This is a genomic window from Streptomyces sp. NPDC002853, assembly GCF_053591915.1.
Genome location: NZ_JBSFUS010000001.1, coordinates 947975 through 967535 on the forward strand (window position 1 = coordinate 947975; position 19561 = coordinate 967535).

Below are 19561 nucleotides of genomic sequence, written 5' to 3' on the forward strand. Positions count from 1 at the left end.
CTACGAGGGGGGTCCGAGGCCAGTCAATACTGTCTCGGCCCGCGTCTCGGCACCGTCCTCGACCTCCAGGTCCGGTGTGATGCCCCGTCCGTCGACCGCCTGCCCCGAGGGAGTGCGGTAATGCCCGACCGTCAGCTCGGCGACCGAACCGTCGGGCAACCGGCTCGGCATCTGGACCGACCCCTTGCCGAAGGTCTTCGAGCCCACCACCACCGCGCGGCCACGGTCCTGCAGGGCGCCCGTGAGCAATTCGGCCGCGCTCATCGTGCCGCCGTCGACCAGCGCGACCACCGGCCTGCTGGTGTCGCCGCCCCGCTCGGCGTGCAGGGCCTTCTGCCGGCCGCGTACGTCGTACGTCGCCACCAGGCCGCCGTCCACGAGGCCCGAGGCCGCGGTGACCGCCTCCGACACCAGACCCCCGGAGTTGCCCCGCAGGTCCAGCAGGATCCCGGCGCCCTTGGGGGCGTCACGCACCGCTGACCGCACGCGCTCGCCCGCGCCCTTGGTGAAGGCCTCGACCTTGATCATGACGGCACCGCCCGCCAGCTGCGTGACCGTGACGGAGTCCGTGGAGAGGCGGGCCCGGTGCAGCGTCTCGCTCCACGCGCGCGTGCCCCGCTCCAGGCCCAGCTCGACCGGGGTGCCGGCGCGGGCACCGCGCAGCAGGGAGACGACCTCGGTGACGGGACGTCCGGCCACGCGCTTGCCGTCGACGCTGCGGAGCTGGTCGCCCTCGCGGATGCCGGCCTGTTCGGCGGGGCCGCCGCGCTGGACCCGGGAGACCTCGATGCGGCCGTCCTCCGCGCGCCTGGCCCAGAGGCCGACGCCGGTGTACGCGCCGTCGAGGGCCTGCTCGAACTCCTGGTACTCCCCCGGGGAGTAGACCGATCCCCAGCGGTCACCGCTGCGGCTGACGGCTTCCTCCGCGGCCTTCTTGCCGGACTTGCCGTCGGCCATCGCCTCGGCCGCGGCGTCGGCCGCCTCGTCGGCGGTGTCCCCGGACGAGGCGACGGAACGGGCGGACGGGACGGGCGACTTCCGGCCTTCACCGGACGCCTCGCTCCAGGAACCGGTGGCCGCACCGGTGGCGAGCACGCTCGCGAACACCAATGTCAGGGTCGCCCCGCGGCGGATACGGCGGGGCCGGGAGAGCAGTTCACAGAACCGGTCGGGGCCTGACATGCCGGTGAGTCTAGGACAACGAAGGGCGCCGTACGGTCGGTTGAACCGTACAGCGCCCTTCGGAACAGGCGGGTTTTGTCACACCTTCAGATACTTGCGCAACGCGAAGAACGCCGCGAGCGCGGGCATCAGGAGCCCGATGGCGAGCACCAGGGGCAGCTTGGCCAGGACCGCGTCCCACCCGATGAAATCGATCAGAGTCATCTTCTCGGAGAGCGCGAGGCCGTGGTCGATGAGGAAGTACCGGCCCACGAGGAGCATTGCGCAGGCGACACCGCCGCCGAGGAGACCGGCGACGGCCGCCTCCATGATGAACGGCATCTGGATGTAGAAGCTGGACGCGCCGACGAGCCGCATGATCCCGGTTTCACGTCTCCGGCTGAACGCGGAGACACGCACCGTGTTGACGATCAGCATCAGCGCGACGACGAGCATCAGCGCCATCACCGCGAGCGCAGCCCAGTTCAGCCCGTTCAGGAGCTCGAAGAGGTTGTCGAGGTAGCCCTTCTGGTCCTCGACGGACTGCACGCCGTCACGTCCGGAGAAGGCGGTCGTGACGACCTTGTACTTCTCCGGGTCCGTCAGCTTGACGCGGTACGACTCCTGCATCTGGTCCGGCGTGAGCGAGTTGGCCAGCGGGGAGTCGCCGAACTGCTCCTTGTAGTGCTTGTACGCCTCGTCCGCCGTCTCGTGCTGGACCGTGTCCACGACGGGCATCTTCTTCAGGTCGTCGAGGATCTGCTGCCGCTGCTCGTTCGTGGCGGCGCCCGTCGTGCAGTTGGGGTCCTGCTCGGCGTCACCCTTGTTGCACAGGTAGATCGAGACGTTGACCTTGTCGTACCAGTAGCCCTTCATCGTGCTCACCTGGTCGCGCATGAGCAGCGAGCCGCCGAACAGGGCGAGCGAGAGGGCCACGGAGACGATGACCGCGAAGGTCATCGTGAGATTCCGGCGGAGACCGACGCCGATCTCCGACAGGACGAACTGGGCGCGCATGGCTCCCTTTCAGTGGATCAGTGCGGTGGATCAGTACGGATCGTCAGTGCTGGTAGCCGTAGACGCCGCGCGACTGGTCGCGGACGAGACGGCCCTTCTCCAGCTCGATGACCCGCTTGCGCATCTGGTCCACGATCTGCTGGTCGTGGGTCGCCATGACGACGGTCGTGCCGGTCCGGTTGATCCGGTCGAGCAGCTTCATGATGCCGACCGAGGTCTGCGGGTCGAGGTTGCCGGTCGGCTCGTCGGCGATGAGGAGCTTCGGCCGGTTGACGAAGGCTCGCGCGATCGCCACCCGCTGCTGCTCACCACCGGAGAGCTCGCCGGGCATCCGGTCCTCCTTGCCGCCGAGACCGACGAGGTCGAGGACCTGGGGCACGGACTTGCGGATCTCGCCGCGGGACTTGCCGATGACTTCCTGCGCGAAGGCGACGTTCTCGCCGACGGTCTTGTTCGGAAGGAGCCGGAAGTCCTGGAAGACGGTGCCCAACTGGCGCCGCATGTGCGGCACCTTGAAGTTGGAGAGGCGCGCGAGGTCCTTGCCGAGGACGTGCACCTGGCCGTGGCTGGTGCGCTCCTCGCGAAGGACCAGCCGCAGGAAGGTGGACTTTCCGGAGCCGGAGGAGCCCACCAGGAAGACGAACTCGCCCTTCTCGATCTCCAGGGAGACATCCCTGAGGGCGGGCCGGGTCTGCTTGGGGTAGGCCTTGGAGACGTTGTCGAATCGGATCACGGATGCACCACGGGTCGCCGGGGGTAGGTGAGCGTGACCATACGCGAAGCCGGTACGCGAGCGCAGTCAGCGTCCTGAGTTGCGCGAATTGTCGCGGATATACCACGGAACGTAACAGTCTGAAACCGACGAGGACGGGCGGGCCGCGCCGAAATTCGTGGAAGCTGGCACAGTGGTAGGGGGAACGGTTGGGTTCCCTCTAGCGTTGGGCAGGCTGTAACTGTGCGGGAGGAGAAGCGCATGACCCATGACAGGTTGGTGTGCGCGAACTGCGCGGGGCCCGTGAGTGAAGGCCGCTGCCCCGTCTGCCGGGCCAGCCGCGAGCGCCTGCAGCAGGAGGGACCGTTCGGCGGTCTCAGCCCTGCGGCCCTGATAGGGGTGCTCGTCGTGCTGATCGCGGCGGTGGCCCTGCTGGCGCACCAGACCGCTTAGCGCGCCCGAAGGCGCGCGCCGAGACACCAGAAGGGCCCGGAGCTGGCTGCTCCGGGCCCTTCTGTCATGTCACACTCCGCGCACGTTCCCGTACGCGGATGCCGTCGCCCTGGATCAGGCGGCTGCGCCGCGGTTGCCGGCGAAGCGCGGCAGGATGCGGAAGCCGATGCCGCCGGCGATCATCGTCGCGGCGCCGATCAGCAGGAACGTGGTCTCGGCGGCGCCCGTCTCGGCGAGCTCGCCCTTGTCGGCCTTGTCACCCTGCTCGACCGGGGTGGAACCCGTGTCGGTCAGGCTGTCCTTGCCCTTGCCCTGCTCGACGGGGTTGGAGCCGCCGTCGGGGTCGTTGTCGTTGCCACCGGTGCCGTTGCCGCCGCCGGTGCCGTTGCCACCACCGGTGCCGTTGCCGTTACCGGGGTCGCTCGGGCCCTCGGTGGGCGTGCCCGGGTCCGTCGGGTCCTCGGTGGGCTCCGTGGGCTCCTCGGTCGGCTCCGTGGGCTCCTCGGTGGGCTCGGTCGGCTCCGGGTCCTCGGTGGGCTCGGTCGGGTCCGGGTCCTCGGGGATGCCCGTCGGCTCGGTGGGCCCAGTGGTCGGCTCGTCGTCGTCCTCGCCGATGCCGACGTCGACGCCGATGCCGTTCTCGTCGGCGCTGGCGCTGGCGCTCGCGCCGCCGAGGTCGACACCTACGTCGAGGGCCGAGGCGGCACCGGCGGCGGTCAGCGAAGCACCTGCGGCGATCACCGCGCCGGCCGCTATGCGTGCTACGCGGATCCGCGTCTTCTTGGTCATCTGGCTGCTACCCCCAGTAGCTGAATCGTCAGTGAGGCAGCGTCCGGGACTGCGTTCGTCGGGGGCGCTGGATCGGCCCCCACAGATCACACGCGCCCCAGAGATACGCATGCCGCTCGGTAGCCTTTCCAGTTTCCACAGCAACGTCAAGGTCGTTGCGCGCGCGATGTCTGAAATAACAGCAGTTGACCGGCCTACGGAGATGTGACTGTGACGTAAAAGGCAACTGCCGCCTCATGGGCGGCAGTTGCCTTGTCGATAAAGCGGCGCTTACTTCTCCTGCTGCTTGCGCCAGCGAATTCCGGCCTCGAGGAAACCGTCGATCTCGCCGTTGAACACGGACTCGGGGTTGCCCACTTCGCACTCCGTGCGCAGGTCCTTGACCATTTGGTACGGGTGCAGGACGTACGAACGCATTTGGTTGCCCCACGAGTTGCCGCCGTCCCCCTTGAGGGCGTTCATCTTCGCCTGCTCCTCCTGGCGGCGGCGCTCGAGGAGCTTGGCCTGGAGGACGTTCATGGCGCTCGCCTTGTTCTGGATCTGCGAGCGCTCGTTCTGACAGGAGACGACGATGCCGGTGGGGATGTGCGTCAGGCGGACCGCGGAGTCGGTCGTGTTGACGCCCTGGCCGCCGGGGCCCGACGAGCGGTAGACGTCGATGCGGAGCTCGGACTCGTCGATCTCGATGTGGTCGGTCTGCTCGACCACCGGGAGGATCTCGACGCCCGCGAAGGAGGTCTGGCGACGCCCCTGGTTGTCGAAGGGCGAGATGCGGACGAGACGGTGCGTGCCCTGCTCGACCGAGAGCGTGCCGTAGGCGTACGGGACCTGGACGGCGAAGGTGGTCGACTTGATGCCGGCCTCTTCCGCGTACGAGGTTTCGTAGAGCTCCGTCTTGTAGCCGTGGCGCTCGGCCCAGCGGAGGTACATGCGCTGCAGCTTCTCGGCGAAGTCGGAGGCGTCGACGCCGCCGGCCTCCGCGCGGATGGTGACGAGCGCCTCGCGGGCGTCGTACTCGCCGGAGAGGAGGGTGCGGACTTCCATTTCGTCCAGCGCCTTCTTGACGGCCGTGAGCTCGGTCTCGGCCTCGGCCCGGGTGTCCGGGTCGTCCTCCTCCTCTGCCATCTCGAAGAGCACGCTGAGGTCGTCGATACGCCCGCGCAGGGCCTCGGCCTTCCGCACCTCCGCCTGGAGGTGGCTCAGCTTGCTGGTGATCTTCTGTGCCGCTTCCGGGTCGTCCCACAGGGACGGCGCGGCCGCCTGCTCCTCGAGCACGGCGATGTCTGCCCTCAGCTTGTCGAGGTCCAGGACGGCCTCGATCGACTCCATGGTCGAGGAGAGGGACTTGAGCTCTTCGGATACATCGACGACTGCCACGGGTCCAGCCTAACGGCTGAGGGCAAGCGGTCTTCCCTCCCGGCTGCGGGGCCGTGGTTGCCGCCCGGCCGGTGGCGCCGCCTCACCTTGCCCCACCTGGCCCCTGCGGGGCGGCGGGGCCCTCCCCTGTCGCCCCGCGGGACGCCGGCCGACCCGGTGTCGCCCCGTCGGGAGGCTACGGCGCCGAAGGGGCCGAGTTTTTTGTGTCCTGGGGGTTTGCGTCTGCGTCGTCGCCGCTTGTGGCCGCCCAGGTGCCGATGCCCGCGGCCGCCACCAGGACCGCTCCCGCCACGCCGAGCGTGATCCTGCGGCGGCGGGCGGAGGAACGGTGGCGGGCCGAGCCGGGGCGGGCCGCGCCGGATGCCCGGGGGGCGCGGGCCGTGCCTCGGGCGCCCCCGGCGAGCTCGTCGGGGCCCGGGACACGCATGGAGGTGTGGGTGTCGCGGTTCGAGTCGGGGGACGAACCGGGGACGAGAGGGACCGCTCCGCGGCGGGGAGCGCCCGCGGACGGCTCCGGTGCCGGCTCCTCCTCCGCCTCTTCCGGAAGCGGCTCCGTGTCCGGCTCGTCCACGTCCAGCGGCGGCATCCCCGCCACCAGCGACTGCAGCTCGCGCAGCCGCGCCGCGAGCTCCGAGGCGCGCAGCCGGGACGCGGGGGCCTTCGCCAGGCACTGGACCATCAGCTGCCAGAGTTCGTCCGGGATGCCCGGGAGGGGGACGACGGTCTCCGTGACGTGGCGGCGCAGGACCGCCCCGGGGTGGCCGCCCCCGAAGGGGGTGAAGCCCGCGAGGAGCTCGTACAGGACGGTGGCGAGGGCGTAGATGTCGACCGCCGCGCGCGGGGGCAGGCCCTCGATGATCTCCGGGGCGAGGTAGTCCGGCGTACCGATGATCTTTGTCGCGCGGGTCCTGCGCGGGGAGTCGATCAGCTTGGCGACGCCGAAGTCCGTGAGCAGGGCGGGGTGCGAGCCGCCGGGGCCCAGCGGACCCTGCATGTCGAGAAGGACGTTCTCCGGCTTCACGTCACGGTGCACGATCCCCGCCGCGTGTGCCGCGGCGAGGCCGTCCGCCACGTCCGCGACGATCGCCACCGCAGCCTCGGGGGCGAGGCGCCGCTCACGGTCGAGGCGGGTGCGCAGGTCCGTGCCCCGGACGAGGTCCATGACCAGGGCGAGGTCGTTCCCGTCGACCACCAGGTCATGGACGCCCACCACGCGCGCGTGGTCGAGGCTGAGCAGGGCCGTGCGCTCCTGGACGAAGCGGCCGACCAGCTCCTGGTCGGACGCCAGGTCCTCGCGCAGCAGCTTGATGGCGACGGGACCCTCGGGTCCTTCGCCGAGCCACACCGTGCCGGCGCTGCCCCGACCAAGGATCTGGTGGGCGGTGTACCGGCTGCCGATCTTGCGTGCCAAGACTGCTCCTACGGATGCGTGTTGGCGACAAAACTACGCGGCCTCGACGCCAACCTTCACTCCAGGAGCAGAAATCACCCCGCAGGTGTCGACAAATCCCCAGAGTCGGGAGGGGATTCGCCCACCACTGACCGCCGGACGGCTAATTGCCGCCCACTTTCCCCATCCAGCCGGAGACCGTGTCGTACCAGTCCGTCAGCTGTTCCCAGTAGCCCTTCGTCGTGCCGATCCACTCCTGGAGCGGGCTCAGCTCCCAGACGAGCCAGCTCGCCACGAAGAGGATGATGATCGTGAAGAGGCATCCCTTGAGGCAGCCGAGACCCGGGATCTTCATCCGGTTCGGGTTCGAGCCGCGCTGCCTGGGCTCGCGCGGCGGCCGTCCCGCGGGCGGCTGCTGGGGCGGCGGTGCCTGCTGCGGCGGCGGCGCGTACTGCTGACGCTGCTGGGGCTGCTGCTGCGGGGCGTACTGCTGCCCGCGCTGCTGCTGGGGCGCGTACTGCTGGGGGCGCTGTTGCTGCTGCGGCTGCGGCTGCTGCACCTGGCGCTGGGGGCGACGGCGGCGCAGCGGGTCCTGGCTGGGGTCGAGGTACGACTGGACCTGCGTCTGGTCGTTGCGGTCCCGCGCGGCCCGCATCTGGTTCTGCCAGGGGTGCGGGTCGTTCGGGTCGGCGCCCGGCTGGTTCGGCGGCACCGGCGGCATGACGGCCGTCGGGTCGGCGGCGCCGTGGCCGCCGGAGGGGAGCACCGACGTGGGGTCGGCGTCCCCGGAGCCGGTGTTCTGCATGACGCTCGTCGCCGCGTTCGGGTCGTACGAGCCCGCGTTGTGCGGGAGCGCCTGGGTGGGATCGGCGGCTCCGGCCGTCCCCGGCACCATGGCGGGGTCCGGGTCCGGCATCAGCAGGGCGCCCACGCCCTCGGCCGCGGCGATCTGCGCGCTGGACGCGTGCACGCCCACGCCGTCCGCGACGGCCCGCAGGCCGCGCGCGAGGTTCTCGGCGCTGGGGCGGTGGTCGGGGTTCTTGCTGAGGCACCGCTCTATGACCGTCCACAGCGGGTCCGGGACCGTGGAGGGGCGGCGCGGTTCGGCGCTCAGGTGCTGGTGCAGGACCTCCAGGGCCGAGCCGCCGCCGAAGGGCGGACGTCCGGTGACGAGCTCGTACAGGAGGATGCCCGCGCCGTAGATGTCGACCGCGCTGGTCTGCGGGCGGCCCTCGGCGGACTCGGGCGCCACGTACGCGGGCGTGCCGACGAACTCGTGGGTGCGGGTCAGGCCCGGGGAGTCGGCAAGGCGCGCGATGCCGAAGTCGGTGAGCATCGGGTGCATCGCGCCGCCTGCGCTGTCGGCGTCCTGCTTGAGCAGGACGTTCGCGGGCTTCAGGTCCCGGTGCACGACGCCGTCCGCGTGGCTCGCGGCGAGGGCGTCGGCGATCTGGGCGGTCATGAGGGCTGCCGCGACCGGCGTGAACGGGCCGTTCTCGCGGAGGTAGCGGTGCAGGTCGGGGCCCTCCACCAGGTCCATGACGAGGGCCAGGAGCTCGCCCTCGACGACCAGGTCACGGGTCCGCACGATGTTCGGGTGCGTGAGCCTGAGCAGGACGGATCGCTCGCGGAGGAACCGCATCACGATGTCCGCGTCGTTGGCGAGCTCTTCCTTCAGGACCTTGATCGCGACGGTCTCGCCGGGCTGGCCGGGAACGGCCGCCTCGGCACCCGCGGTCTCACGCTGGCGGGCTCGCCAGACGGTGCCCGTGGCGCCGCGCCCGAGCGGCTCCTCGAGCAGGTACTTGCTGCCTACCGGCCGCACGTCATGCTCCCTGCTGATCTGCTGATCTGGCTGGTGTGTCCGGACCCGGCTCCCCGCCGGAAGATGTTCCGACCCACTCTAGTGCCGCCGAACGGGGCACCGGCCGGTCACATTCCATGTCGGACGCCGGGTGATCCGGATAGCTGTTCGGTGGGAAGACGCCCCTTGCGAGCCGTTGGTTGCCGGATGGCGTCGAATTGACCTTCGTCACGAAGGGATGACCGGCGATCGCAACGGTCCAAGCAGGCACTTTTCCGAGCAGAGCCGACCAATCAAGATCACTTACGGGTGGCCGCCGGGCGTGTTGTCAGTGGCAGGTGCGAGGATGCTTCTCTGTTACTGGCCGACGTGGCCGTGTGCGGTGGGGGGAATCACAGCGCGAGTCCCCGTGCCCGGCGGCAAGGGCAGAAGGGACCGCTGACGGCGATGCAGATCCGGCTGACCGTCCTCGGGCCGCGCAGCGGCCAGACCGCCGAGCCCCATGGACGCCTCGCCGCGCCGCGCGGCGCCTGTGACGTGCTGGTCACCGCCCCCGCGGGCACCGCTCTGGCCACCGTCGCCTCCGGTCTCGCCGCCGTCGTCGCGGGCGGCGACGGCCCCGTCGTCCTGTACGCGGAGTCGGAGCGCCTGGACGCCCAGCGCTGCACCCTCGGGGAACCCCCGCTGATAGACGGGGCGGTGCTCTCTTTCGGCTCCCCCGCGGAGCCCGGGCCCGAACTCGCCGGAGTCGCCGCCCAGTTGCACGTGGTCGCGGGCCCGGACGCGGGCGGTGTGCACCTCCTGCACGGCGGCCAGATCCGCGTCGGCCGCTCGGCGGACGCGGACGTCCCGCTGGACGACCCGGACGTCTCGCGGCTGCACTGCGCGGTGACGCTCGCCCCGGACGGCCAGGTCACCGTCACGGACCTGGGGTCCACGAACGGCACGACGGTGGACGGCCACGAGATCACCGACCGCCCGGTGCGCCTGACCCCCGGCTCCCTGCTGCGGCTCGGCGAGTCCGCGCTGCGGTTCACCGCCGGGGACGGCACGGGCGGCGCGCTGCCGACGGCTCCGGACGGCGAGGGCCATGTGCGCGTGCGGGTGGCCGCGAGCGCCGATGCCCCCCACGACGCGCCCCCGGAAGCGGGCCGCGCGCCCGCGGACGGCACCCATCACGCTTACGGCTCCGCGGGCTGGGGCGCCGCGGGCGAGGGCGGCCAGGGCGGGGCCCACGGCACGTTCGGCCAGCCGCCCCTCACCGACGTGCCGCAAGTGCCGCAGCAGGGCGGCGCCCCGGACGCCGAGAGCACCCGCGTCGGCACCCCCTTGCGCGGGACGCCCGTGCCGCGCACGCTCCGCAAGCGGGGCGGCCTCTCGGCCTGGGCCAGGCGGCTGACGGGTGCCCGCGACGACGAACACGGGATCGCCGGCCACGAGGACGACATGTACGGGACGGGGAGCGACGCCCCGTTCCCCGCACCGGCGGCCCCCACCCCGGAGGACCTCGCGGTGGCCGCCGCCGCGCGGACCCCGGAGTCCTGGCCCGACCCCGCGGCCCTGCTGCTCACGGCGCTCGGCCCCGGCCCCCGGCTCTGGGAGCGCGGCCCCGGCCACCCCGAGGCACTCGCGGTCCGGCTCGGCACGGTGGACCGCGCGACCCCGGACGAGCGCGGCCTGCTGCCCGCCGTCCCCGTGACGGTCAGCCTGCGGGAGGCGGGCGCGCTCGGCCTCGCGGGCCCGCGGGAGCGGCTCGCGGGCCTCACCCGTGCCGTCGTCGCCCAGCTCGCCGCGCTGCACTCCCCCGACGCCCTGGAGATCGTGCTGCTCAGCACGGACCGGGCACGGCCCACACCGGAGCGCACCGCCGAGTGGTCCTGGCTCGGCTGGCTCCCGCATCTGCGGCCCACGCACGGCCAGGACTGCCGCCTCCTCCTCGCCTACGACCGCGAGCAGGCGGCCGCACGCACCGGAGAGCTGCTGCGGCGCCTGGACGACCACGAGGCGGACCGGGCGTCCGCCACCGCCGCCGCCACCTCCGCCGCCTCCGTCACCTCCTCCGCCGCCGCCGACAACGACAGCCCCGCCCCGAGCACCCCGGACGCAGGCCCCCGCACCGTCGTCGTGGTGGACGGCGACCCCGGGTCGGCCGGGCTGCGCGAAGCCGTGGTGCGGCTGACGCGGGAAGGGGCCGACGCCGGCATCCATGTCGTCTGCCTGGCGGAGACCCCCGCCGCGTCCCCCGCCTCCCCGGTGACGGCCACGTACGAAGCCGCGTGCTCCGTGTCGCCCGCCTTCCGCGCCTGCGGTGCCGTCGCGCTGCTCAGCGGCGACGTGGCCACCGCGCTGCGGCTGCTGCGGACCGTGGACGGCCGGCCCGCCGGGCACGGCACGGTCGCCGCGGTGGACGCGGTGTCGCAGGCCTGGGCCGAGCGGTTCGCCCGCGCTCTCGCGCCTTTCCGCACGGACGGGACCCAAGGCGACGGGCACGCGCGTGTGTCCGCTCCGCTGCCTCAAATGGCGCGTCTCCTCGACGAGTTGGGCCTCGCACGCGCCACTCCCGCGTCCCTGATGGCGCGGTGGGCCGCGGCCGCCGATGACGCCGAGGCGCTGGGCGGGCGGGCCTGGTCGGTGCTCGGCGCGGGCCCGCGCGGACCCGTGGTCGTGGATCTCGCCACCGAGGGACCGCATGTCCTGGCCGAGGGCCCTTCGGGCAGCGGGCGTACGGAACTGCTGCGTTCCGTCGCCGCCTCGCTGGCCGCGGCCGAGCGCCCGGACCGTCTCGGCATGGTCCTGATCGACGGACGTGACACCACGGGAAGCGGCGGCAGCGGCACGAACGGCGGGAACGTCCGGCTGGTCGAAGGCCTCGCGGTCTGTACGGACCTGCCGCACGTCACGACGCATCTCGCCGCCAACGACCCGGTCCGGATGCGGGAGTTCGCGCAGTCGCTGACCGCCGAGCTGAAGCGGCGTGCCGAGCTTCTGGGGCGGCTCGGGTTCGCCGAGTGGCACGCACAGTCATCTCAGGGCGCCGTGTCCGGCGGGAGCGGTGTCAGCGCCGGGCACGCGGGCGGGGGCGGTGGCGCCGGGGGCGATCTGGATGCTCCGCCGAGTTCCACGATGCGGCTGCGGCCCGTTGCCGCCCGCAAGGGGATCGAGCCGGGGCCGCCGCTGCCCCGGCTCGTCGTGCTCGTCGACGACTTCGACGCGCTGCTCTCGCCCGCTCTCGGGTCCCCGGGGCGGCCTGCCGCGGGTTCCGTCGTGCGGGCGCTCGAAGCGGTGGCCCGGGACGGGGAGCGGCTGGGGGTGCACCTGGTGGCCACCACCGCGCGCAGCGAGCGGATGCCGGAGACGGAGCTGGGGCGGCGGGCGACGCTGCGGATCGTCCTTGACGCCGTCACCCCGGGGCCGGAGGAACCCGCCCCGGGCCGGGGTGAGTTGCGTACGGCCGACGGACGGGTGAGCCCCTTCCAGGCGGGGCGGGTCACGGGACGCATTCCTCGTACGTCCACGGTGCGGCCCACCGTCGTCCCGCTGGAGTGGGAGCGGATGGGTGATCCTCCGGCCCGCCGCCCGGTGCGTGAACTGGGCAACGGACCAACGGACTTGGCGCTCCTGGCCAGCGCGCTGGAGCGGGCCGCCCGCTCCGTCGCGGCGGATCAGGTGCCCTCTCTCCTCTAGTTGCGCACCACCTCTCCGCCGACTCCGCACTTCGCGGGGCATCAGGCCTCATGACGGCACGTCACAACGCCATCACGATCACCTGGTTGACACTGTTTGCGCTCTTGCCGCCCCTCCCCGCCCGGGCGTAGACAGACCGCACGGGACTCGCCATGGCAGAGAAACGGGGCAGTGATGCGCAGCAGTCTTCGAACACGCAGGGCACCGCACCACCGGCGTACCACCGCCAAACTCACCGCGGCCTTCGTCGCGGGCGCGCTCGCGCTCACCGTCACCGCGTGCGGCGGCGACGGTGACGACGACGGGGACAGCGGCGACAAGGGCGGCGGCAAGGAGAGCGCCGCCGCGGTGAAACTGCCCAAGCTGGACGGGCAGACCGTTTCCGTGGCCGCCGTCTGGGGCGGCTCCGAGCGGAAGGTCTTCCTCAAGGTCCTCGACGAGTTCGAGAAGCGGACCGGGGCCGAGGTCACCTTCGTACCGGCGCAGGACCCCATCATCAGCTTCCTGGAGTCGAAGGTCGCGGGCGGCCAGCCGCCGGACGTCGCGATGCTTCCGCAGGTCGGCGCCATCGAGCAGGCCGTGGAGAACAAGTGGGCCAAGCCGGTCGGTCCCGAGGCGCAGAAGCAGCTCGACAAGAACTACGACCAGGGCTGGCAGGACCTCGGGGCCGTCGACGACAAGCAGTACGGCGTGTACTTCAAGGCCGCCAACAAGTCCCTGGTCTGGTACAACACCGAGGTCTTCGACAACGCGGGCGCCAAGGAGGCGAAGACCTGGGACGACTTCATGAAGACGGCCCAGACCGTGTACGACTCCGGGGTGCCGCCGATATCGGTCGCGGGCGCCGACGGCTGGACGCTCACCGACTGGTTCGAGAACATCTACCTCTCGCAGGCGGGTCCGGAGAAGTACGACGACCTCGCCGAGCACGAGATCAAGTGGACGGACCCCTCGGTGAAGGAGGCGCTGACCACGCTCGGTGAGCTCTTCGGCAAGAAGGGCTTCGTCGCGGGCGGCGCGAACGGCGCGCTGCAGACCGAGTTCCCCGCCTCCGTGAAGCAGACGTTCACCGGCGGCGACCAGCCCAAGGCGGGCATGGTCTTCGAGGGCGACATGGTCTCGCTGCCGATCTCGGAGACGAAGGCCAAGGTCGGCACGGACGCCAAGGTGTTCCCGTTCCCGGCGGTCGGCGACGGTGAGTCCCCCGCGGTCGTCGGCGGCGACGCCGCCGTGGCGCTGAAGGACAGCAAGGGCGCCCAGGCGCTGCTGACCTTCCTCGCCTCGCCGGACTCGGCCAAGATCTGGGCGGAGGCGGGCGGCTTCGTCTCGCCGAACAAGAAGCTCGACCTGGCGGCGTACCCGAACGACGTGCAGCGGGGCATCGCCAAGGCGCTGATCGCCGCGGGCGACGACATCCGCTACGACATGTCCGACCAGGCCCCGCAGGCCTTCGGCGGCACGCCCGGCAAGGGCGAGTGGAAGGCGCTCCAGGACTTCCTGAAGAACCCCAAGGACGTCGCGGGCACCCAGAAGGCGCTGGAGACGGCCGCCGCCGCGGCCTACAAGGACTGACACGGTGGCGTCCGCGAACGCCGGGGGCACGCCGAGCGCGGCGCTGCCCCCGGCTCCCAAGCCGCGCAAGAGCGTGACGGGCACGCACAAGGGCGTGGCGGTGCTGTTCCTGGCACCGGCGCTCGTGCTGCTCGGCGCGCTCGTCCTCTACCCCATCGGGTACTCGGTCTTCCGCAGCTTCTTCGACAAGTCGGGCGACTTCACGGCGTTCGGCAACTACAAGACGCTGTTCACGGACGACACCATCCTGACCGCGATCAAGAACAACGCGATCTGGGTGGTCGTCGCCCCGACCCTGGCGACCGGCCTCGGCCTGATCTTCGCCGTGCTCACCGAACGGATCCGCTGGGGCACGGCGTTCAAGCTGGTCATCTTCATGCCGATGGCGATCTCGATGCTCGCGGCCGGCATCATCTTCCGGCTCGTGTACGAGTCGGACCCGGACCGGGGTGTCGCCAACGCCGTGATGGTGGGGGTGCACGACACGTTCGCCGAGTCGTCCGCCTTCCCACAGGCGCACCCCAGTTCGCGGTCACCGCTGAAGTCGGCGAGCGGCGGCGCGTTCATCACGCGTGAGCCGGTCAGCGCGGGCACCCCGGTGGCCCTGCCGCTGACCGGTGTCGCGCCGGACAGCATGCCGGACGGCGCCGAGTCCGCCGCGGCCGCGAAGCCGGACCCCGACAAGGTCACCGGCACGGCCTGGCAGGACTTCACGCGCGGCAAGGGCAGGGGCGAGATCAACGCCCCGGACAAGGCCGAGTTCGGCTATCCCGGGATCAAGATCGAGGCCGTCAAGGACGGCAGGGTGGTGGCATCGGCCGAGGCCGCGGCGGACGGCACCTTCGCGCTGCCCAAGGAGGCGGACGGGTCACAGCTCCGCTTCCCCGCATCGAACTTCCGCGAGCCGTACAACGGCGTGGACTGGCTCGGCCCCTCCCTCATCACGCCCGCGGTGATCGGCTCGTACCTGTGGATCTGGGTGGGCTTCGCGATGGTCCTGATCGCGGCCGGACTCGCCAGCGTGCCGCGTGAACTCCTGGAGGCCGCCCGGGTGGACGGCGCCAACGAGTGGCAGGTGTTCCGCAGGATCACGGTGCCGATCCTCGCGCCGGTGCTCGCGGTGGTGGCGGTCACGCTCATGATCAACGTACTGAAGATCTTCGACCTGATCTTCATCATCGCGCCGAACTCCTCGAAGGACGACGCGAACGTCCTGGCGCTCCAGCTCTACAACTCCGCGTTCCTCGACGAGGATTCGGGCGTGGCGAGCGCCATCGCCGTGCTGCTCTTCCTCCTCGTGATCCCGGTGATGCTCTTCAATGTGCGGCGACTTCGGCGGGAGGCACGGCGATGACCACCCAAGCCGAAGCGGTGAAGGCGAAGCAGTCGCTCGGCGGGCGGATCACCTCCGTCCTGAGCGGCACCGCCGTACGCGTCTTCCTCGTCGTCGTCGCGCTGTTCTGGCTGGTGCCGACGATCGGTCTGCTGCTCGGTTCGCTGCGCACGTCGGCCGACATGGCGGAGAGCGGCTGGTGGAAGGTCTTCAGCACGCCGTCGCAGATGACGCTGGACAACTACACGACCCTTCTCAAGGACGAGACGATCACCGACTCGATCCTGTCCAGCATCATGATCACCGTCCCGGCGACACTGCTCGTCGTGATCATCGGGTCCCTCGCCGGATACGCCTTCGCGTGGATGGAGTTCCCGGGCCGCGACTGGTGGTTCCTCGGTGTGGTCGGGCTGCTCGTGGTGCCCGTGCAGGTGGCGCTGCTTCCGGTGTCGAAGATCTTCGGCGCGATCGGGATCTTCGAGTCGACGATCGGCGTGGTCATCTTCCACGTGGCCTTCGGCCTGCCGTTCGCGATCTTCCTGCTGCGGAACTTCTTCGCGGAGATCCCCCGCGAACTCCTGGAGGCCGCCCGCCTCGACGGAGCCGGTGAACTGCGGCTCTTCTTCCGGGTGGTGATGCCGCTCGGCGCGCCGGCGATCGCCTCGCTCGGCATCTTCCAGTTCCTCTGGGTCTGGAACGACATGCTGATCGCGCTGATCTTCGCCGACTCCAAGAGCCCGCCGATCACGGTCGCGCTCCAGCAACAGGTGCGGTCCTTCGGCGACAACGTGCAGATCCTGGCCCCGGGCGCGTTCATCTCGATGGTGATCCCGCTGGCCGTCTTCTTCGCGTTCCAGCGGCAGTTCGTGTCCGGCGTGATGGCGGGCGCGGTCAAGTAGCCGACCGCAGCGACACAGGCACTTACGTTCGATGAGTGAGGCGGGCCCGGCGCCGGGTCCGCCTCACTCGCGTCCATCCCCCGTATGCCGCATACGACGTAACCCGACCGGACGTCCGGGCGTTTTCGGGCAGTATGCCCGCGTCGACCCATGGATGTGCCTTGCCCCGGTTCAGTGTCATCGTGCCCGTGTACAAGGTGCAGGCCTATCTGCACGCATGCCTCGCATCCGTACTCGAGCAATCGTTCACGGATCTTGAGCTGATCGTGGTCGACGACGCATCCCCCGACGCGTGCGGTGTCCTCATCGACGAATGCGCGGCCCGCGACACCCGGGTGAAAGCCGTCCACCTCAAGGAGAACGTCGGCCTCGGCCGGGCCCGCAACGCCGGCATGGAGCGCGCGAGCGGCGACTACCTCATCTTCCTCGACAGCGACGACACCCTCACCCCGGACTCCCTCCACGCGATCTCCGACCGCATCAAGGAGACGGACGAACCGGACGTCCTGCTCTACGACTACGCGCGCGTCTTCTGGTCGGGCGAGGCCGTGCGCAACCAGTTCGCGAACCTCCTCACGGAGGAGGGCCCGGCCCCGTTCCGGCTCGTCGAACGGCCCGGCCTGCTTCGCCTTCTGATGGTCGCCTGGAACAAGGCCTACCGCCGCGACTTCATCGAACGCGAGGCCCTCGCCTTCCCGCCCGGACTCTACGAGGACACGCCCTGGACCTATCCGGTCCTGATGAGGGCGGACACGATCGCCACCCTCGACCGGGTCTGCGTGCACTACCTGCAGCGCCGCAGGGGCAGCATCCTGCGCACCACGACCCGCAGACACTTCGAGATCTTCGACCAGTACGAGCGGGTCTTCGCGTTCCTCGACGAGCACCCGGAGCTCTCGGCGGCCTGGCGGCCCGTCCTCTTCCGGCGGATGATCGACCACTACTCGACGGTCTTCACCAAGCACGACCGGCTGCCGCGCGGCAGCCGCGCCGCGTTCCTGCGCAAGGCCCGCACCCACTACCGCCGCTACCGCGTCCCCGGTGCCCGCCCCCGCGCCAGCACCCGGGTGCGGCACGGCCTGGTCCGCCTCGGCACGCACCGCACCTACCGGACCCTGTGGACGGCGCTGCGGGTCAGGTCCAGGGCCAAGCGGTACGTGGCGACCACCCGGCGCCGCGCCAAGGGCGCCGTGCTGCAACTGCACTACCGCGTCCAATTGCGCCTGCCGCTGCGCGCCGACCGCGCGGTCTTCTCCTCGTACTGGGGCCGCGGCTACGGCTGCAACCCCGGCGCCCTGGAGGCCGCGCTGCGCGAGCACGCCCCGCATGTCCGCACCGCCTGGATCGCGGACCCGGCCCACCACCACACCCTGCCGACGGCCACCCGCAGGCTGCGCCCCGGCACGGCCGCGTACTGGAGCGCCCTCGCGCGCTCCAAGTACCTCGTCAACAACGTCAACTTCGACCGCAGGCTCGTCAAGCGCCCCGGCCAGATCATGATCCAGACCCAGCACGGCACACCGTTGAAGCTGATGGGCCTCGACCTCCAGGACCGGCCGGCCGCCGCCCGGGACATGGACTTCGGCGCCCTCCTGCGCAACGCCGACAAATGGGACTACGTCCTGTCGTCGAACCGGCACTCCACGCTGGTCTGGGAGCGCGTCTACCCCGCCTCGTTCACCACGCTCGAGTACGGCTACCCGCGCAACGACATCTACCAGCGGGCGAGCTCCGCCGACGTGGCCCGCCTGCGCGAGTCCCTCGGCATCCCGCACGGCGCCGTCGCCATCCTCTACGCGCCCACGCTGCGCGACTACCGCCACTCACAGCTGCGCTCCCTCGACCTGGAGCGGCTGCTGCGGAGCCTCGGACCCCGCTTCGTCGTCCTGACCCGCGCCCACCACTCGTACGGGGAGCCCCTGGCGCCCTCGTCGGACCGCCTGATCGACGTGTCGGACCACCCCAGCGTCGAGTCGCTCTGCCTGGCCTCCGACGCCCTGGTCACGGACTACTCCTCGCTGATGTTCGACTACGCCAACCTCGACCGCCCCGTCGTCCTGCACGCCACCGACTGGGAGGCGTACGAGGCGGCCCGCGGCACCTACTTCGACGTACGCGAGTTCCCGCCCGGCGCGATCGCCCGCAGCGAGGACGAACTCACCGACATCTTCGCCACCGGCCACTGGCGCGGCTCGCGCTCGGCGCAGCTGCGCGCCGCCTTCCGAAACCGCTTCTGCGTGTACGACGACGGGCGGGCCGCTGAACGAGTTGTGAGACATGTGGTGCTCGGTGAGCCAGGGGGTCTACCGTCTGTCGCGCCACTGGCGGACCGGCACCCGGCGCCGGCCGCGGGGGTGGCCGATGAGCCGCTGCCGCGGGCCGACGTCGCCCGGCCCACTCCGCGCTTCTAGCAGCCCTGCCCTTCTCGCCCCTATCCCCGGGACAAGACATGCAGAACGCCTCAGCCACCCCGCCCACGTCCGCGACCACGACCGGCCAGGACTCCGGCCGGCTGCCGCGACCGCGCCGGCTCTCCGATGTGAAGGGCTGGTTCCATCCGGTCGACCAAGTGCTCTTCGACTGGATCCTGAGCCGCCGGCGCGACCCCGAGCAGCGGGGTGACCTGCTGGAGCTCGGCGCGTATCTGGGCAAGAGCGCCATCTTCATGGGCGCGTACCTGCGGCCGGACGAGACCTTCACCGTCTGCGACCTCTTCGACTCGCCCGCCCCCGACGAGGCCAACTCCGCCGAGATGGGCCGCTCGTACGCCACGCTGACGCGCCGCGCCTTCGAGGCCAACTACGGCGCGTTCCACGACGGTCTGCCGCGGATCGTCCAGGAGCCGTCAGCGGGGATCACCGCGCACGTGGAGGCGGACAGCTGCCGCTTCGTGCACATCGACGCCTCGCATCTGTACGAGCACGTCCACGCGGACATCGCCGCCGCCAAGAAGGTCCTCGGGCCGGACGGGATCGTCGTGCTCGACGACTTCCGGGCCGAGCACTGTCCGGGCGTGGCCGCTGCGACCTGGGGCGCGGTGGCGGGCTCGGGGCTCAAACCGCTGTGCATCACGGCCACCAAGTTCTATGGCACGTGGGGGAGTTACGACGCGATCCACGCCGATCTCGCCGCGTTCCTGAAGGGGCGGGACGACATGTGGCACGGCGCCGAGGAGGTCGCGGGCTTCCCGATGATCCGGATCAGCGGCAAGAAGGCGAAGCCTCCCGAGCACCCGGTGTCACGGCACGCGGACGAGGCCGTTCCCGAGCTGCCGGGCAAGGCGCCCGAGCCGGCTGCGGCAGGAGCCGGGGGCCGGGCCAGGGGCCTGCTGTCGTCGCTGCTCGCCCGCTCGGGCCGCTCCTGACGGCGG

General features: G+C 71.2%; 14 protein-coding genes. 7 read left to right on the forward strand and 7 right to left on the reverse strand.

Going from position 1 to position 19561, the window contains the following annotated elements:
• From ACWD02_RS04250 to ftsE, 3 genes are all read right to left on the reverse strand, one after another.
• The gene (locus ACWD02_RS04250; RefSeq protein WP_451204199.1) at nt 1–1182 is read right to left on the reverse strand and encodes a S41 family peptidase; all 1182 of its coding nucleotides are present in this window, start codon (nt 1180–1182) and stop codon (nt 1–3) included.
• A gap of 78 nt (nt 1183–1260) precedes the next feature.
• Complete coding sequence (ftsX, locus tag ACWD02_RS04255; protein ID WP_451204201.1) at nt 1261–2178, reverse strand: permease-like cell division protein FtsX; 918 nt, start codon at nt 2176–2178, stop codon at nt 1261–1263.
• A 43-nt stretch (nt 2179–2221) separates the two neighbouring features.
• Nucleotides 2222–2911 (reverse strand): cell division ATP-binding protein FtsE, encoded by a 690-nt coding sequence (ftsE, locus tag ACWD02_RS04260; protein WP_030788113.1) that lies wholly within the window; start codon nt 2909–2911, stop codon nt 2222–2224.
• A gap of 240 nt (nt 2912–3151) precedes the next feature.
• On the opposite strand from ftsE, the gene ACWD02_RS04265 reads away from it, so the two are divergent.
• Nucleotides 3152–3343, forward strand: coding sequence for a hypothetical protein (locus ACWD02_RS04265; protein ID WP_160505338.1), 192 nt, complete (start codon nt 3152–3154; stop codon nt 3341–3343).
• Nucleotides 3344–3457: 114 nt separating this feature from the next.
• On the opposite strand, the gene ACWD02_RS04270 is transcribed toward ACWD02_RS04265, so the two are convergent.
• The 4 genes from ACWD02_RS04270 to ACWD02_RS04285 all read right to left on the reverse strand — a co-directional run bounded on the left by ACWD02_RS04270 (nt 3458) and on the right by ACWD02_RS04285 (nt 8724).
• Entirely contained in the window at nt 3458–4132 is a 675-nt protein-coding gene (locus ACWD02_RS04270) for a hypothetical protein (RefSeq protein ID WP_451204203.1), read from the reverse strand.
• Nucleotides 4133–4402: 270 nt separating this feature from the next.
• Nucleotides 4403–5509 (reverse strand): peptide chain release factor 2, encoded by a 1107-nt coding sequence (gene prfB, locus ACWD02_RS04275; RefSeq protein ID WP_367042449.1) that lies wholly within the window; start codon nt 5507–5509, stop codon nt 4403–4405.
• Nucleotides 5510–5684: 175 nt separating this feature from the next.
• On the reverse strand, nt 5685–6920 hold the full coding sequence (locus ACWD02_RS04280) for a serine/threonine-protein kinase (protein WP_451204205.1): 1236 nt from the start codon (nt 6918–6920) through the stop codon (nt 5685–5687).
• Between the two features lie 142 nt (nt 6921–7062).
• Nucleotides 7063–8724, reverse strand: coding sequence for a serine/threonine-protein kinase (locus ACWD02_RS04285; RefSeq protein WP_451204207.1), 1662 nt, complete (start codon nt 8722–8724; stop codon nt 7063–7065).
• A 426-nt stretch (nt 8725–9150) separates the two neighbouring features.
• On the opposite strand from ACWD02_RS04285, the gene ACWD02_RS04290 reads away from it, so the two are divergent.
• From ACWD02_RS04290 to ACWD02_RS04315, 6 genes are all read left to right on the forward strand, one after another.
• A complete protein-coding gene (locus tag ACWD02_RS04290) occupies nt 9151–12387 on the forward strand; it encodes an FHA domain-containing protein (protein ID WP_451204209.1) in 3237 nt (1078 codons plus the stop codon).
• A gap of 174 nt (nt 12388–12561) precedes the next feature.
• Nucleotides 12562–13959 (forward strand): ABC transporter substrate-binding protein, encoded by a 1398-nt coding sequence (locus ACWD02_RS04295; protein WP_451204211.1) that lies wholly within the window; start codon nt 12562–12564, stop codon nt 13957–13959.
• A gap of 73 nt (nt 13960–14032) precedes the next feature.
• Entirely contained in the window at nt 14033–15313 is a 1281-nt protein-coding gene (locus tag ACWD02_RS04300) for a carbohydrate ABC transporter permease (protein WP_451204404.1), read from the forward strand.
• Nucleotides 15310–16191 (forward strand): carbohydrate ABC transporter permease, encoded by an 882-nt coding sequence (locus tag ACWD02_RS04305; protein WP_451204213.1) that lies wholly within the window; start codon nt 15310–15312, stop codon nt 16189–16191. The genes ACWD02_RS04300 and ACWD02_RS04305 overlap by 4 nt, the downstream gene beginning before the upstream one ends.
• Nucleotides 16192–16352: 161 nt before the next feature.
• Complete coding sequence (locus tag ACWD02_RS04310) at nt 16353–18602, forward strand: bifunctional glycosyltransferase/CDP-glycerol:glycerophosphate glycerophosphotransferase (RefSeq protein WP_451204215.1); 2250 nt, start codon at nt 16353–16355, stop codon at nt 18600–18602.
• 38 nt (nt 18603–18640) lie between these two features.
• The gene (locus tag ACWD02_RS04315; protein ID WP_451204216.1) at nt 18641–19555 is read left to right on the forward strand and encodes a class I SAM-dependent methyltransferase; all 915 of its coding nucleotides are present in this window, start codon (nt 18641–18643) and stop codon (nt 19553–19555) included.
• Nucleotides 19556–19561: the final 6 nt, after the last annotated feature.